This window comes from Mucilaginibacter aquaedulcis (assembly GCF_030409325.1).
In the GTDB taxonomy this organism is placed as follows: domain Bacteria; phylum Bacteroidota; class Bacteroidia; order Sphingobacteriales; family Sphingobacteriaceae; genus Mucilaginibacter; species Mucilaginibacter aquaedulcis.
On the sequence record NZ_JAUFPR010000002.1, the window covers coordinates 1377332 to 1394082 of the forward strand.

At 40.2% G+C, this 16751-nt stretch carries 11 protein-coding genes; 8 read left to right on the top strand and 3 right to left on the bottom strand.

What is annotated here, in order from left to right; genetic code table 11:
* The first annotated feature begins 94 nt into the window (after positions 1-94).
* From asnB to xrtY, 5 genes are read left to right on the top strand one after another with little or no spacing between them, the layout of a single operon-like run.
* Entirely contained in the window at positions 95-1882 is a 1788-nt protein-coding gene (gene asnB / locus QWZ01_RS10210; protein ID WP_290323214.1) for an asparagine synthase (glutamine-hydrolyzing), read from the top strand.
* Positions 1875-2987 (top strand): glycosyltransferase family 4 protein, encoded by a 1113-nt coding sequence (locus tag QWZ01_RS10215; protein ID WP_290323215.1) that lies wholly within the window; start codon positions 1875-1877, stop codon positions 2985-2987. Before asnB ends, QWZ01_RS10215 begins: the two co-directional genes overlap by 8 nt.
* Entirely contained in the window at positions 2984-3850 is an 867-nt protein-coding gene (locus tag QWZ01_RS10220; protein WP_290323216.1) for an ABC transporter permease, read from the top strand. The genes QWZ01_RS10215 and QWZ01_RS10220 overlap by 4 nt, the downstream gene beginning before the upstream one ends.
* Positions 3851-3894: 44 nt before the next feature.
* Positions 3895-5037: an XrtY-associated glycosyltransferase XYAG1 gene (locus QWZ01_RS10225; RefSeq protein ID WP_290323217.1), complete on the top strand. Its 1143-nt coding sequence runs from the start codon at positions 3895-3897 to the stop codon at positions 5035-5037.
* Positions 5034-6431, top strand: a complete 1398-nt coding sequence (gene xrtY, locus QWZ01_RS10230; RefSeq protein WP_290323218.1) for an exosortase Y — start codon at positions 5034-5036, stop codon at positions 6429-6431. The genes QWZ01_RS10225 and xrtY overlap by 4 nt, the downstream gene beginning before the upstream one ends.
* 317 nt (positions 6432-6748) lie before the next feature.
* Here xrtY and QWZ01_RS10235 read toward each other — a convergent pair whose 3' ends face one another.
* Both QWZ01_RS10235 and QWZ01_RS10240 read right to left on the bottom strand, forming a co-directional pair.
* Entirely contained in the window at positions 6749-7225 is a 477-nt protein-coding gene (locus QWZ01_RS10235; protein WP_290323219.1) for a RagB/SusD family nutrient uptake outer membrane protein, read from the bottom strand.
* A gap of 121 nt (positions 7226-7346) precedes the next feature.
* A complete protein-coding gene (locus QWZ01_RS10240) occupies positions 7347-7544 on the bottom strand; it encodes a RagB/SusD family nutrient uptake outer membrane protein (RefSeq protein WP_353959406.1) in 198 nt (65 codons plus the stop codon).
* A 434-nt stretch (positions 7545-7978) separates the two neighbouring features.
* On the opposite strand from QWZ01_RS10240, the gene QWZ01_RS10245 reads away from it, so the two are divergent.
* The 3 genes from QWZ01_RS10245 to QWZ01_RS10255 are packed head-to-tail and all read left to right on the top strand — an operon-like array spanning position 7979 to position 13634.
* A complete protein-coding gene (locus QWZ01_RS10245; protein WP_290323220.1) occupies positions 7979-11215 on the top strand; it encodes a SusC/RagA family TonB-linked outer membrane protein in 3237 nt (1078 codons plus the stop codon).
* 23 nt (positions 11216-11238) lie between these two features.
* Entirely contained in the window at positions 11239-12672 is a 1434-nt protein-coding gene (locus QWZ01_RS10250) for a SusD/RagB family nutrient-binding outer membrane lipoprotein (RefSeq protein ID WP_290323221.1), read from the top strand.
* 23 nt (positions 12673-12695) lie between these two features.
* Positions 12696-13634 carry a DUF1735 domain-containing protein gene (locus tag QWZ01_RS10255; RefSeq protein ID WP_290323222.1) on the top strand — a complete coding sequence of 313 codons (939 nt, stop codon included), beginning with the start codon at positions 12696-12698 and terminating at the stop codon, positions 13632-13634.
* 2761 nt (positions 13635-16395) lie between these two features.
* Here the strand turns inward: QWZ01_RS10255 and QWZ01_RS10260 are convergent.
* Positions 16396-16584, bottom strand: a complete 189-nt coding sequence (locus QWZ01_RS10260) for a hypothetical protein (protein ID WP_290323223.1) — start codon at positions 16582-16584, stop codon at positions 16396-16398.
* Positions 16585-16751: the final 167 nt, after the last annotated feature.

Genomic DNA, 16751 nt, shown 5'->3' on the forward strand with positions numbered 1-16751 from the left:
CTGCTTTATAAATAAATATAAAAAGCATTAAAGATCAATGAATTACATAATTAAAATGTAACTCATGAGGCGAAGCTATGAAAAATCATAAAGCATGTGCAGGATAGCAGGAATAATTGACAGCCGGCTTCCCCTTTCGGAAATAGATCAAAGGGTACAGACTATGTGCCGAATGTTACAGCATGGCGGTCCTGACGATGAAGGTGTTTTCCTCGATGACCGGGGCCACCTGGGTTTGGGTCACCGCAGGCTTTCCATTATTGACCTAAGCAGCAAGGGACATCAGCCGATGGCTGATAATTTGCACCAGTTTTGGATTACTTTTAATGGTGAAATTTACAACTATCCTGAACTCCGGAATGAATTATTAAAGCTGGGCGCGGTATTCAGATCGGGCACGGATACAGAAATTATCCTTGCGGCCTTTTCTCAATGGGGAGTTGATGCGTTTGCAAGACTACGAGGCATGTTCGCCTTCGCGTTATATGACCGCCTCAACCAGCTAACGTATCTTGTAAGAGATACCGCCGGAATAAAACCCATATATTACTTAGCCCGGGATGGCGCTTTGGTTTTTGCTTCAGAGATCAGGGCATTTTCCGCTGCCGGTATCAATACAGAAAAAGACCACAAGTGGAGCATAAGGTTCCTGGCTTACGGCCATATCCCGGAACCTTGTACTACACTGAAAGATGTTTTCAGCTTACCCAAGGGACATTTTTTACGCTGGGACAATGCTTCATCATCGTATAATATAACTGCATATGGTGAACCTCAAACAAAAAATCTGGTCACAGATGTTCATGAGGCCCGGCAAATTGTGTACAATGCCTTGACAAAAAGCGTAAGCAGGCAATTGATAGCTGACGCCCCTGTTGGCGTATTTTTAAGCGGCGGTATCGATTCAAGCCTCATCGCGTTAATTGCCAATGGGCAAAAAGAAAAAAAGCTCAAAACGATATCCATTTTTTTCAACGAAAAAAAATATGATGAGCAGTCATATCAACGCAAAGTCATCGATAAGCTGGATGCTGAAAGTTTTTCGCACTTGGTACGCCAGCAGGATTTTGAAGCCGCGTTTCCACATATCATGAAGGCGATGGATATGCCTACAACCGATGGCATAAACAGCTGGTTTATTAGCAAGTATGCCCGTTTAAACGGATTGAAAGCTGTATTGTCTGGCATAGGCGCCGACGAGCTTTTTGGCGGATACCCATCCTTTAACCGGATAAAATATCTGAAATATCTGCGAAAAATTAATCCATCTTTATTTTCAGCTTTTTCAGTATTTCTGCCGGATAAATATAAAAAACTGGCTTTTCTGACAAACGAACACCCACTGGCTGACCATCTTTTGCTAAGGGGACTATTTTCACCAAATGAAATTGCCAGGTTGCTGGATGCAGATAGTAATGAGATAAAGGAAACACTTTTTAACGCCGTACCTGTAATCCCCGCAAACACTTACGATAAAGTTCATGCCTCATGGCTTGAAACCAATTTGTATATGCAGAATCAATTACTCCGTGACACCGATGTAATGAGCATGAGTCATGGCCTCGAAGTCAGGGTACCTTTTTTAGATGAAGATTTTACCGCTGCGGTGGCAAGCATTGATCCTGCTCTAAGATTTGATAACCGGCAGCCCAAAAAACTACTTGTTGACAGTTTTAAAGACATGTTGCCTACTGATATATGGAACAGGCCTAAAATGGGTTTTACCTTCCCCCTCCAACAGTGGATGATGCAGCACCATGCTATCATTAACGTTGATCATTACCGGGGTAAGATGGCCAAAAACCTGATTGGCAAATTCAGCAACAACGAAATACACTGGTCTAAGATTTTCGCACTTTACCAGATACAGGGCCATGCCTAAAAAAATAATACTTTTTACATTACAAACTTTTAGCACGACAGGCGGCATTCAAAAAATGACCCGTACTTTGGGGCATTCGCTCCAAAAGATCGCCTCGGCCAACAACTGGACATCTGAGTTATGGTCCGCTTACGACAACCCGGCAGATCTGATGAGTCAATATGTGCCCAGGGAAAACTTCAGAGGATTTGGCATTAACAAGGTAAAATTCGCTTTGCAGGCGCTGATAAAGCCGCCTGATATTATCATATTAAGCCACATTAATCTCGCCATCATAGGATTGCTCATTAAACTCACCAATCCCAAATGTAAAGTATGGGCAATAGCCCATGGTATAGAAATCTGGCGACCACTTTCGTTCATCCAAAAAAGTCTGTTACAACGCTGTGACAAAATTATTTGCGTAAGTAGATACACAAGGCAGCAGATGATTCAAAGGCAGCAAGTAGCAAAAGAAGCTTGCGTGGTCTTGAACAATGCTATCGATCCGTTCATGAAACTACCTGATACTTTTGAAAAAGCAGCCTATTTACTCGAGCGTTATGGTCTAAACGATAAGCACCGGGTTATTTTCACCCTGACTCGTATGGCAGCCACAGAAAAATATAAAGGATATGAGCTTGTAATAGAAGCTATTAGTTATTTAAAAAAACAATTTCCTGACATCAGGTATGTATTATCGGGTAAATATGACCCACTGGAGGATATAAGAATTCATGACCTTATTAGCCAGTATGATTTGTCGGAGCATATCATACTTACCGGTTTTATAGAAGAACATGAACTCGTTGATCATTTTTTACTTGCGGATCTATTTGTTTTACCCAGTAAAAAAGAAGGGTTTGGGATTGTATTTATTGAAGCCTTAGCCTGCGGATTGCCGGTTATTTGCGGCAACGCCGATGGTAGTGTTGATGCTATCCGCGACGGAGAATTAGGCAAAGCTATCAATACAGATAATTTGACGGAATTGCATGCCTGCATAGCTGATTACCTGGATAAGCCATTAACACCGGCTAAACGTAAACAGTTACAAAAACAATGCTTGGGTTATTTCAACGAAGCAAAATATATTGATCAACTACAGGAGCTTTTACATGAATGAATACGTTAACTGACGACGAAAACTGGGATATAGAAATTACTGCGAACAGCAAGCTTTTAGACTTAAAACTTAAAGATGTATGGCAATACCGCGACTTGCTCATATTGCTCGTACGCCGTGATTTTGTATCATTTTACAAACAAACGATACTCGGCCCAATCTGGTTTTTCATACAGCCGGTCATCACTATACTTTTTTATACTTTGGTTTTCGGCAACCTGGCGGCTATACCTGTAGATGGTCTTCCGAAACCGTTGTTTTACCTTGCCGGAACTATTATCTGGAGTTACTTTGCAGAATGTCTTACAAAAACCTCGACCGTTTTTAGGGATAATGCAGGTCTGCTTGGAAAGGTTTATTTCCCCCGTTTAATCATGCCCCTGAGCATTGTATTATCAAACCTGATAAAATTTGGGGTCCAGTTTATTTTGTTTCTTCTGCTTTATCTTTTTTATTGGTTGAAAGGTTCGCTTATTAGCCCTAATATTTTCATTATAGCACTTCCGTTCCTAATTACCATGATTGCCGCTCTGGGTTTGGGTGCAGGTATGATTATATCAGCTATAACCACCAAATACCGCGATCTTGCATTCATTGTATCTTTTGGCGTCCCACTTTTAATGTATACAACAACCGTTATCTTTCCCCTATCTGTTGTTGAACAAAAATACCCGGCTTACAGTTGGTTGATCAGATTTAATCCGGTAACGGCTATCATTGAAACTTTCAGGTATGGTTTTTTAGGGCGCGGAGCTTTCAGCTGGGAGCTTATAGGCTACAGTTTGATAACTACACTCATCATATTGCTGGTAGGTACAATTATATTTAACCGGGTTGAAAAAACCTTCATAGATAAGGTATAAATGTCAAAGCAAACATCGCATAACATTTGTACATCAAAGCAAATTTGAAGATACTTCAAATATCGGCCTCATACAAACCCGCGTTTATTTACGGCGGCCCAATCATGTCTGTTGCCATGCTTTGTGAGCAACTTTCCAAAGCGGGCCACCCAGTGAATGTATTCACGACAACAGCAAACGGAGACCATGAGCTTGATGTGATACCCGGGAGCAGTGCATTTATTGATGGAGTTCAGGTGAACTATTTCAAGCGCATCACTAAAGACCATAGCCATTTTTCGCCTGCTCTGTTAAAATCTTTGTGGAAAACCGTAAAAAATTATAATGTAGTGCATATCCACGCCTGGTGGAACCTTGTATCCGTATTATCCTGTGTTATAGCAGTGTGGCGGGGGGTACCTGTATTAATATCTGCCAGAGGAACTTTAAGCCCTTATTCCTTTCAAAATAAACATAAGGGTGTCAAATTACTTATTCATCGCCTGCTTGGCATATCATTGTTAAAAAAATGCCATTTCCATACTACTTCGGATAGGGAAAACGAAGCCGTTCGTGCTATCATCACCCCAAAGAGCATCACCAATATAGCTAATTTTGTAAAATCCTCTCCTTTGGAAAATAAGTTGATCAGGCATATTTCATCCCCTTCCCGATTAATTTTCCTTTCGCGTATAGAAGAAAAAAAAGGCTTGGATATATTGATCCGCTCATTACCTGAGCTAACTTTCCCATACACACTCACAGTTGCCGGTGACGGGGATAAAAATTACATCAGCTGGTTAAAAATGCTGGCCAAAGAAAACCAGGTGGACCACCACATCTCCTGGATAGGCTTTCAAAATGAGCAAAAGTTTGAACTGCTGCGAGAGCATGATCTGCTGGTGCTGACCTCTCATGATGAAAACTTCGGCAATGTGGTAATTGAAAGCCTAAGTCAGGGAACGCCAGTATTACTTAGTAAAAAAGTGGGTTTATCCAACTATGTTACGAAAGGCGGTTTAGGCTGGGACTGTGAGCTTAATCCGGGTGATATCAGCAATAAATTGAATCATATTCTTAATGATACTGATGAATTGGACCGCATTCGCAAAATAGCTCCTGCCAAAATCCTTGCAGATTTTGATAGTGAGAAGCTCCTTAAACAATACATTGCTCTTTACAATGGGATAACGGCTAATCATCAATGAATCCTTTCTATTCCGTTATCATTCTTACTTATAATGAGGAGCAACATTTACCCCGCCTGCTGGCTTCCATTAATGGCTTAAATGCGCCATTGTTCATCCTGGATTCGGGCAGTACAGATGCAACTTTAGAAATTGCAAAACTGGCAGGGGCTACTATTCTTATGCATAAGTTTGTTAATCACCCTATGCAATGGGATTACGCCTTACGAAATTTCGACATCGTCACGCCTTGGGTTATTTGCCTTGATGCAGATCAGGTAGTCAGCTCTGAGCTGATGGGAATGCTGAACAGCTTTGAGAAAGAAAATCCAGCGGAGATCAATGGCATATACGTTAATCGTAAAAACTTTTTCAAGGGGCGCTGGATCCGGCACGGCGGCTATTATCCTTTTTACCAACTCAAAATATTCCGGTTTGGTATAGGACATTCTGATCTGAACGAAAATATGGATCACCGGTTCATCGTTCCAGGTAAAAAACTAACCTGGAAAAGGGGTTATCTTATAGAAGAAAACTTAAAGGAAAACAACATATCTTTCTGGATAGATAAACATAATCGATATAGCGATTTGGTGGCCCAGGAGGAAGTAGAACGCTTGATGCATATCAGAGGCCAAACGCTTCAACCCAATCTGATTGGCACGCCTGATGAACGTAAGGCGTGGTTCAAGCGGCTATGGTGGCAGTTGCCGCGCTATGTGAGGCCGGCCTTATATTTTTCCTATCGAATGATATTTCAGTTGGGCATACTTGAAGGGCGCACTGGTATAATATTTCATTTTCTGCAGGCTTTCTGGTTCCGGCTTGTGGTTGACATTAAAATTGAGGAACTCCTTAAAAGCAATCCAAATCAGGTTTCAAATCATCAATTATCACCTTTCAAATTCGTATTGAAATTTTCAGTACTGTTTTTTGTTTTCTATTATTTTAATCTATTGTTTCTGGGTATTACCAGTCCTGGAAACCATTACAACTCTTTTTTAGCAACACACCTGAACTATATTGAGGGACTGCGCTCTATTTTATTATCAGCGACCTCACTCGTCATTAACTGGTTTGGTTTTACAGTTATTCACAATCATATAGACTTATTGGTTGTTGGAAGGGACGCCATTCGTTTGGCTTATGATTGCCTGGGTTTTGGTCTGATGAGTTTTATCACAGCCTTTGTAATAGCATATCCCAAAAAACTAAGCCAAAAACTTTTATTTTTACTCCCGGCAATCCTGGTTATACAGTTGCTCAACATAGCACGACTTGTCATACTGGCCTTATTCTGGAACCGAAAAGCTAATCAAGCAATCGATCATCATACCCTGTTTAATATCATCCTTTATATTATTATGATGGTGAGCATCTATAGCTGGGTTAAAAGGGATAATAATGCTTGTTGAATATAATGCCCTCTTCCCAGTCAATACACTTCGAACAAACATTATCCCAATTTAATTTCTCACCCGCGATAAGTTGATAATGAAAGTGCTGGAGGGATAATTATTTCTCGATATAATTATCGACCTAAAATTGTTATTTAACTAAAAAGCTGCAGATATGATATCTGCAGCTTTTTTTGTTATTGGATTTACAAGTACAAAATCCGCTTTATTTCTTTTATCGGATATTTGAATCAATGCTAATACCGGCAGATGATTACAAGTCAGGCTACATATTTAAATATTCTCATTTGCTGTGTACTCATCGTTAAACTTATTTACCAACCCGGGTTTTGACTCAATGCCGGATTTCTTTGTAACTGAATAAACGGAACCGGCCAGTGATAATGTTTAGGATCACCAAATTGCCTTCCGGTTTGAACAATCACGTAACCATCATTATCAACAGCCACATTACTTACCTGGCTTTGAGATAACACTAATGACCTTTTCACTCCCATTACATCGTCACCAAGCAATGCACCTTGTTTCCAGCGCATCATATCAAACCAATTCTGGCCTTCACGTGCTAATTCAACTCCACGTTTTCTTCTTATTTCAGTACGCAGGTCAAGCCCGTTAGCAGCAAGTTCGGTGATTGACATTCTTTTCATCCCTACCCTGTCTCCTAATTTATTAATAGTAACATCAATATCAGTTTGGGTAAGCGTTCCCTCCTCCAACTTAGCTTCAGCATAATTTAGCAGGATTTCGGCCAGGCGTAATATGTAAATATCGTTCTGATCTTTTGACATTTGAGATACAGTGGTCAGTTCAACTTATTTTGTGAAATTATACCCGGTTATGGTAACAGAACCCAGTTTATCAGACACGAACTTAGGTGCCGTAAAAATCAATGGATTGGTGTTGGCAGGGTTACCATCTTTTTTTTTCACCCCAGGATTCTCCCGGAGCCAGAATTGTCATCCGCATGCGGGGATCCCTGTTTGCCCATACATTTTCGTAGGTATCTTCTTTGTATACAGGTGATTTACCTATTGGTAAACCATCTGTACATAAATAGGCATCAACTAAAGCTTTTGTTGGGTTATAACGTGAGCCCTGTTTGTTCAGATTTTGTTGGTAAAAGGTATTATCATTTCACTTTTTTCATGAAATCTGCATTTTTTTTGAAAAAACTCTCTCTTCTTCGAACAATCCCATCGACTCATGAACATAAAATCCATGTTAGATAGACGCGTTTCATGTTTTTTCACACCAAATTTTTGACATTTTAGTCAATTTTAAGAGTAATATTTCCGTTACAGTTTAATTTCCACCTCTATTTTCCTAAAAAAACCAATTATTCACTCATTATTTATAATAATAACATGAATTATTGATGAAGAATTAGTCAATTCAATAATTATTATAAATTTTCATAAAAAATACCACATAAATTTATTATTTATCAACTAAAAACATTAAAATTTAAAATATTTTAAATTTTATTTTGCTTTTATTGTTAATAATATAATTTTGATAATTAACTATAACTGATTTATACAATGAAAAAACTCTTACTCACAAGTTTTTGCTTTATTGTGTTATTTATTAACGCCGTATTTGCACAAAACACGATCGTTACCGGCACGGTAACTGCAAAAGACGACGGATTACCCCTGCCTGGCGTATCTGTAGTTGTAAAAGGTACGACAATCGGGACGCAAACCAGCGCCGCCGGCAAATTCTCCGTAAGCGTTCCGGCCAACGCTATCCTGACCTTCAAGTTTATTGGTTACACTCCGTTGGAAATGGCGGCCAGCACTAATCCAATGAGCGTGGCTCTCGCGCCTGTGAACAACCAACTGGCCGAGGTTGTTGTAACAGGCGCTTTTAACACCAAGCAAACTTCACGCTCGGTTTCTTACGCTGCCCAGGTTGTAAAGTCTGATGCACTGAACACTATTCGCCAGCCAAATGTCAACAACGCCTTGGCAGGTAAGGTTGCAGGTCTCCAGGTACGCAGCCAATCTGTAGGTGCGCTCGGTCGTAACACACAGGTAAGGTTGCGCGGTGCTACAGGTTTTGGCAACAGTGCAGGTGCACTTTATGTTGTTGACGGTACCATTTTACCTAACTCCGATGACCTTAACCCCGATGATGTTGAAAATATCACGGTATTGCAAGGTCCTGCCGCGTCTGCCCAGTTTGGTTCAGCCGGTGCAAACGGTGCCATTGTAATCACAACAAAAAAAGGCGGAAAAGTTAAAGGGGTTGGTATTGAGCTAAACGCAGGTGTAAACTTTGATAAGGTTTATATTTTGCCTAACTACCAGAACACTTATGCCGGTGGTGCCGCTGCAGATCTGATGCAATACCACTACAAAGCCGGAGACCCGGAAGGTTGGAAAGCACTGGATGGCAAATTTTATCCGGACTATACTGATGACAGCAGCTGGGGTCCCAAAATGGTAGGACAAGAATATATTCCCTGGTATGCATGGGCCGCGGGAACTAAATATTCCTTTAAAACGGCAAAGCTTGTAGCGCAACCAAACAATGCCCGCGACTTTTTTGAAACAGGTACTGCTCTTAATAATGGTATTGCCTTTACAAAGTCAGCCGATGATTATAACATCAGGATGTCATACAATAATCAGTATGTAAATGGTATAGTACCCTACTCTGATTTAAAGAAAAATGTATTTAACCTGAACGTTAACTATGATTTAGGTAAACATTTTACTGCTGGTGCAAATGTTAATTTTGTTAGTCAGCAGGTGCATGGTAATATCAGCGATGGTTATGCCAATGCTTCTTCAGGTAACTTTAATCAGTGGATGCACCGCGACCTGGATATGGGCATTATAAAGGAACTTCAAGACCTTAAAAGTCCCGACGGTACTTATGTAAGCTGGAACCACCAAAATCCAACATCTTACACCGAAGATAACCCCGGTTATTTTTACGCGGGTAACTATTGGTACAACATGTACAAAATAGCCGAGCTTAACACTAAAGACAACCAACGCGATCGTTTATATGGCAGCATATATTTACAATATAAGCTTAATAACGACTTTAACATAAAAGCAACTTACCGCAAAAACGCAAAAAACGAGTGGCAGGAAGAATTCATACCGGCTATACTTCAGCAAAGCGGTTCACAAACCGGTGTAAAAAACTATTATCGTACCTATAATTATTATGAGAATAGGGAAAATTACGAGTTGCTGGCAACTTATAACAAAAAGATAGCCGACTTTAACATTAACGTGAACGCGGGTAGCGATATTTACAACAGAAGCTACAAAGATAACGGCGGTAACACGGTGGATGGCTTAAGCATTCCCGATCTTTACAGCATAACCAACTCTGTTAGCGCGCCGGTAGTGTTTAACAATCGTACAAATGAGCAATACCGGGCTTTATTTGCCAAGGCGACATTGGGTTACAAAAATTTCTTATTTGTGGATGGCACGGTGCGCAATGATTGGTACTCCTCCCTTTTCCCTCAGGATAACAGCGTATTGGCAAAGTCATTTGGCGGTTCATTTGTGTTCAGCGAACTATTACCGCAATTTAACAACTGGTTAAGTTTCGGTAAAGTAAGGGTATCATACGGTGAAACCCCGCAGGCTCTTGCAACAGCAAATGATAATTATGGTGGCTACAGAAACAATACTGTTTATGGTGTTAACCAATACAAATTTGGCCCCAACATATTAATGACCTCTCCAGATCAGAGTGTTGATCCTCAATTACACGGTGCCGTGTTTAAACAAACAGAATTTGGTTTGGATCTGCGTTTTCTTAATGACAGGTTAGCTTTATCAACTACCTATTACGTAGGTACCGATGTTGATTTCCCTGCATCAGTAACCGTTAACCCAGCCAGCGGTTTTTCGAGCATATTGACAAACTTTGGAAAAATCAAGAGAAAAGGCATTGAGCTTACCATAAGCGGCACGCCTGTAAGGATCAATAATTTTAATTGGGATGTAACCATCAATGGCGCCCGCCAGTTGCAGAACAAGGTTATAGAGGTTAGTAAGAAATATGGCGTAACACGCTATACAAACCCCGACGATAAGGTTTGGGGAACTGATATGCCTTATATGGTGTTTGAAGAAGGTAAAGAGTGGGGGCAGATTTATGGCAACGGTATAAAACGTAATGCAGCCGGTGTTCCGATTATTGCTGCCAACGGTATGTATGCCAATGATCCAAACGTATACTTTGGCAGTGTGCTTCCAAAATGGACCGGCGGTATCCAAAACTCATTCACGCTATTCAAAAGCTTTGTAATTAATGCCAATATTGATTATCAGATTGGCGGTAAATTTGTTTCATTATCAAACCGTTGGGGACAATTCAGCGGGTTAACCGCTGCAACCGCTGCACTTAATGATAAAGGTGTTCCTGTGCGTGATCCTGTTGCTGACGGTGGCGGTGTTAAAGTTAGTGGTGTTGACGAGAAAGGAGTCGCGGTAACTAATTACATTGATGCTAAAACCTATTTCCAGGGACTAACCAACAACAAAACTTACGATTCATACATCTACGATCTAACCTTTGTTAAACTTCGTGAGGTATCTATCGGATACAAAATTCCGGTTGATAAATTAGGCTTAGGTAAAGTTATACAATCGGCCCGTTTTGATATAACCGGCCGTAACTTATGGCTAATGTACGCCAAATCAAAAGATTACGATCCATCAGAGATCAGCACACAACAAGGTGAAACAGGTCAGTTACCAGGTACAAGAGGTTTAGGTTTTAATCTTAAAGTAACATTCTAACTACACCATTAGATTTAAAGAAAATGAAAAAAAGATATATTTATACACTGGCAGCCGCGTTTGTTTGGATTGGTTCGGGCTGTAACAAGTTGAAAGACTTTGGCAATGTTAACCAAAACCCAACCGCTACAACCCAACCTCTGATAGCTGGTTTACTTACCAATGCAGAAGTAAGCGCTACCGGTTTGTCATCAACAGGTACTCCTGCCATTGCAGGCGGCCAGTACGCGCAATTTTTTACGGAAACGCAGTATTCAGGCACATCATTATATACTTTACCCCAGAATGATTTTACACCTTATTATTCTGGCCCGTTGTATGACCTGCAAAACATTATTAATCTTAATCAAAGCAAAGCCTCGTCTGCAGTTGCCAAAATTTTACAACAATACATATTTTGGGTACTGACAGATTCATGGGGAGAACTTCCGTATACCGAAGCCCTGAAAGGATTGCAGGCCATTCAACCCAAATACGATACCCAGGAAACTATTTACAAGGGTATTATCGCTACGTTAACATCGGCACAGGCCGAGCTTGACGGCTCATCCCTGGCGGGAGATGTAATTTACAATGGCGATGTTGCATCATGGAAACGTGCTGCAAACTCCATTAAATTATTAGCTGCTGTTCAGCTTTCAAAGGTTCCCAGCGCCAGCGCTTACGCGGCAACTGCCGCCAAGGAAGCTATAGCAGCCGGTGTAATCGAAACCAACAGCCAAAATATGAAAGTTACCTTCCCCGGTGGCGGTATTAAAAGCCCATGGTATAACATTTACGATGGTCGTAAAGATTTTGCAGAATCTGCAACCATGACCGATATGCTTAAAGGGCTAAACGATCCGCGGCTTAGCGTTTATGGAGGTAAAAGCGAGGTCATTGGCAATGTCGAATCATCTGATATTGGTGTAACCTACGGTTTGGCACGTAATAACGTACTTGCATTTATTGAAGCGAACCCCAATTGGGCCCGCGTAATGCGTGGCGATTTTCGCACAACTACCGGCGCTGTAACTATCATTACCGCTGGCGAGGTTTTTCTTGCCAGGGCCGAAGCCGCATCTTTAGGATGGACTTCTGAAGAAGTAGCAACGCTTTACGTTAAAGGTATTACCGCTTCAAATGATCAATGGGGTTTAGCAGCGCCAACCGCCGCTTATATTACCAATGCGCCTCCAACTATTGCCAACATTACTGTTCAAAGGTGGATTGCAAGCTACCCTGATGGTCATCAGGCATGGAACGTCTGGAGAAAATCGGCCACCGCCGCCAACCCAAAAGGTTATCCTGCATTGAATCCGGCGCCGGATGCGGTTAATGCTTCAAAATTGATTGTAAGCCGCTTTGTATACCCTACCAGCGAATACAGCTCAAATGAGGTTAATGTTAAAGCTTCGGTTGCCAGAACAGGTGGTGATACGCAAGATACTCACGTATGGTGGGATGTAGAGAACTAATTGCAACTATTAATTTAAAACACATGAAAAGGAATATATTTCTAAAACATATGCTGATTGCCTGTTCTGTTCTGACGATGTTTTCTGCTTGCCGCAAAGTGCCTGCAGGCGACTTGTCAAACGAGAACCCAACGGCAGGAACATCATACATCGGCTTTACCGGTTCTATGGAAAGCGCTACGTTTTTTGATCCGTTTACTGATTTAAAAACCATCAGCGTATTTTCTGTAAAGAAAGACGCAGCCAAACCTGCTGATCTGGCAACAGGCCAGTCTGTAGTAGTAACTGCATTGCCAGGCGCTATTGATGCTTACAACGAAGCCAACGATGCATCATACGAGCTTTTGCCGCCATCATTTTATACACTTGCAAATACCAATGCAACTCAGGCAGCTGACGGCTCCCTTACCTTTAATTTTGCCCCGGGTGACTTTCAAAAGGAATTTGCAATTAAGCTTGACGGTAGTAAGTTAGATCTTTCAAAAACTTATGCCCTGGCTTACAAAATCACCAAATCTGATGGCTTAGCGGTACATGCGGCCTCAAAGGACACTTTGTATGCATTTTATAGTGTTAAAAATAAATACGATGGTGTTTATACGCTTGCCGGTAACATCAAAAGATTTGCAAATGGTGTAGCAGATGTCAGTTTAGGCGGAGATTTCCCTGATGGTCAGGAATCGGAAGTTGCAACTATAGCAGCCAATGCTAATACTTTCCAGATATTCTGGCATGACGGTAGCGGTGTTGGCGGGGTGGCGGGCTTACAGTTAGCTGTTGACCCGGCAACCAATAAAGTAACCGTTACTGCGAGCGGTAACGCTGTTCTTAAAAATACTCCGGGAGTAGATAATTATTATGACCCGGCAACCAAAACCTTCCATTTAGGTTTTGATTGGGGTGCCGATGACAATAACAAAAGAATTGTTGTAGGAACTTTGACCTATAAAGGATCCAGATAATTATCCCAAAGCTAAAAAAGGGGGAATTATATTAAATATAATCCCCCCCTTTTTTCATAAAAACTTAATTGCCGGTGATTAGCCAAATACAAATGGTTACAGGAAAGATACTACTTATAAAAAGTGTGGTTATACGAATGCAAAGTCGTGACTTATATGGTTCGCGAGCCTGCATTTATTCCCTTCCTTAAAACTCCACTTGAAAAATACTCCTTCGTTCTTCATTTACGTTATAAGATGAAAAGTTAATATTTAAGATGTGTCTGCTTAAGGAGAGCAGGCACATTTTTTCGTCTTTCTTAACTTTTATCGCGGAAACTCTTTTAATTACTATCAACAACATTTGTTGTCGATTCCGATTCGCAATTATGCCGATTTGCATTCAACTCGTGGCAATTTCATAAAATTTTATTTTGCCACGATTTTGCTACGAACTTATGTGCATTCCTGGTGTTTTTTGGGTAAATGACCAAAATAAAAAAAGCCTGTAAGTTATTCATTTACAGGCTTTTGTTGTCTTTTGTAATCACTCTTGGCGGTGAGGGAGGCACTTGAACCCTACCGATTTTTATTCTGTAAATCAACAGGTTAAGTTATATTTACTTCTCCATTGCCACGTATTTGCCATGAGTCTAAAACCCACTCTTAATAAGCACAATGCTCCCAGTATTATATCGTCAGTTATCAAATATCCAGGCTACTTAAGCTCAAGCCTTCCTATAACTGTAAATCGTTGTCTATTGTAAAGATAGACAAAATGCGTTTGCATCGCAAGCGAACTGATGTTTAAGAGTAAAACGCGCTGTAATTTAAAATTTCAACTTAGCACACATGTTTTTTGATCGACAGAATATTAATAAAAACGGAACTGATAAATTATGCAAATAAAATCAGGGTTCATAACCCTAAGATCGGCAGTTCGATCTTCCTTACCGCTACTTGAAAATGAAGTAGTTACACAACAATGTAGCTACTTTCCTTTTTTTATGGTAAAACAATGTTCATACACACCAGCTACCGTATAAAATTAATTAACGAGCGTCAGCGTCCCGGCTGTCGCTGAATAAAGATAGAAAATTTTCTATTCATGTTGAACATTCGCCTTTAATTAGGAACAGTTCTCTTGTAGCGACACATTCCAAAAAAATCCAGTTTGGATATATAAATTAGGTTTCCAGACTTTTTCGTCACATTTTTCGGTACGGCGATCGTATTTATTTTATAGCTATCCTGGTTGCCTTATGCTTAAGGCATAATCTTAATCAAGATATGAAATACAGTAAAATAGAGTTCTCCATCGCGACAGCCATCTGCGTGTTGATGATATATATCGCTGCACAAAGGAGCTTTAGTGGTTACGGAAATTTAGTAAACGAACCAAAAGTAGACCGGGTTAAGCAACTCCAACTCCATGTTGGGAAACAAACAATTCCTATTAGTGGGAGTCTATTTGTTTAGCAAACTATGAACAAGGCTATACATACCACCCTTAATGGTTCGGAAACTTAAGGTAAAAATCCAGCCAGCAGCATTCCTTCGCCGCTCACAACGAATAACCTACCAGCTAATAACCACATGGTCGGCAAAGCTTGCCATCCATTTATTTACAACATACCATTCATCTGGCGTTTCTATAGTGAAAGCCCGTGAAATAACCGATATCAATTCTATTGATAGCAGATTTAATATTTGAGTAGTTTCTAAGCTTAGGTTAGTGATCTTACCTGAGTTGACAAAGTCTGATATATTGTTGATTTTATCTGATAACCTTTCAGTAATTGCTCCACATACATATTCTGCTGCACTTAAAGCAGTGTTGAATTCAAATTCCGTCTGTATTGCAGGACTTTTGATTTAAACACACGTTTGCTCATTGATTAAGTTTAGGGCTGTGAATAGTTGTTTTTCATAAAAACCAGCTTATATTTTTCCAAAAAAACGCGTCAATTAATACTATTAAATAAATTAATAACTAGGCTGATTTAAATAATTGGGACAAAAAATCTGAAAATTTCCCAAATTGGACTATTTAATTCTTACTTATATTTACAAATAACATTAACACTCAGTCTTTTTGCATCAAAAAGAAATAATAATAATATTTTTATACAATAGAGAATACTATATCTCAGTTATATAATCATATTTGAAATAATGCGTATTATTGGTGTTTTGATATAATCATGGTTCATAATTTCCCTATAGAGTCAATGCGCATTCGAGAATAAACTAGGAGACAGAACTTGAAAACTTTAAAGCTTTTTTTATGTTGATAAATAAATTTTCAATCAGAATGAGGTGTCGTTTATTAATTATGTTCCACTTATCAATCTTGATTTTATTAAGTGCATGTCATGCTTCGGATAAACAGAATAATCGAACAGATGATAGCATAAAGAATCAATTTTCTAGGAAAGGCACAGTAAAAGACATTCAAACAGCACGTGATTCAGCGCGTTCAATCGACACAATTCCGACAAGCATTCCTGATTCAAATCAGAAAATGCCGGTAATCCATGTTGATTCACTAAGTAGATATTTATAAATTTGGAGAGCTATCCTCGGCACTTTCTAATCATCCACACTCAAACCCTTACACAAAATCAGCCGCACCCAACCTGAAAATTTGGGCATAGCGATAGCTAACCGTCCTCTTCACGCGAAGAAAATGGACAACAAAAACCTTAAAAATTCTCAGAAGATTAACCAGTCGACAGCCGCATCCGCTTTCTTTTCTTTCGTTTGCGCTTTCAATTCCCAATCAATGGCTTGCTGCACCCAGTCCGCTTCCAACAAATACCTGCGCCAATCCAGGCATTCCTAAGCTGATATACTGCTCATGACTACTCCAGTTCTCTGAAAAACCACGCTCTTTTACCCCGTTCGCGTGACCGCCAAGCACCGCTTTTTCCGCTTCACCGTTTTGTTTTTTTCCCTCACTTGCCGCCATGTTCAGGAAGCGTTCCCTAATAGCATTGGCGCTGTAAGCTTTTCCTAAATTGCTATGGCACCTAATGGTCTAGCCGTCATGGTCAATAGACTACGGAAATACGTGTCAAGACGATAACACAAAAGGCAGGGAATGAATCGATCTATCCCTGCCTTTTTTTAGCTCAT

Coding starts and splice junctions, on each gene's coding strand:
- asnB (WP_290323214.1), top strand. CDS start 95: ATGTGCAGGATAGCAGGAATAATTGACAGCCGGCTTCCCCTTTCGGAA.
- QWZ01_RS10215 (WP_290323215.1), top strand. CDS start 1,875: ATGCCTAAAAAAATAATACTTTTTACATTACAAACTTTTAGCACGACA.
- QWZ01_RS10220 (WP_290323216.1), top strand. CDS start 2,984: ATGAATACGTTAACTGACGACGAAAACTGGGATATAGAAATTACTGCG.
- xrtY (WP_290323218.1), top strand. CDS start 5,034: ATGAATCCTTTCTATTCCGTTATCATTCTTACTTATAATGAGGAGCAA.
- QWZ01_RS10235 (WP_290323219.1), bottom strand. CDS start 7,225: ATGTCAAAAGATCAGAACGATATTTACATATTACGCCTGGCCGAAATC.
- QWZ01_RS10245 (WP_290323220.1), top strand. CDS start 7,979: ATGAAAAAACTCTTACTCACAAGTTTTTGCTTTATTGTGTTATTTATT.
- QWZ01_RS10250 (WP_290323221.1), top strand. CDS start 11,239: ATGAAAAAAAGATATATTTATACACTGGCAGCCGCGTTTGTTTGGATT.
- QWZ01_RS10255 (WP_290323222.1), top strand. CDS start 12,696: ATGAAAAGGAATATATTTCTAAAACATATGCTGATTGCCTGTTCTGTT.
- QWZ01_RS10260 (WP_290323223.1), bottom strand. CDS start 16,584: ATGGCGGCAAGTGAGGGAAAAAAACAAAACGGTGAAGCGGAAAAAGCG.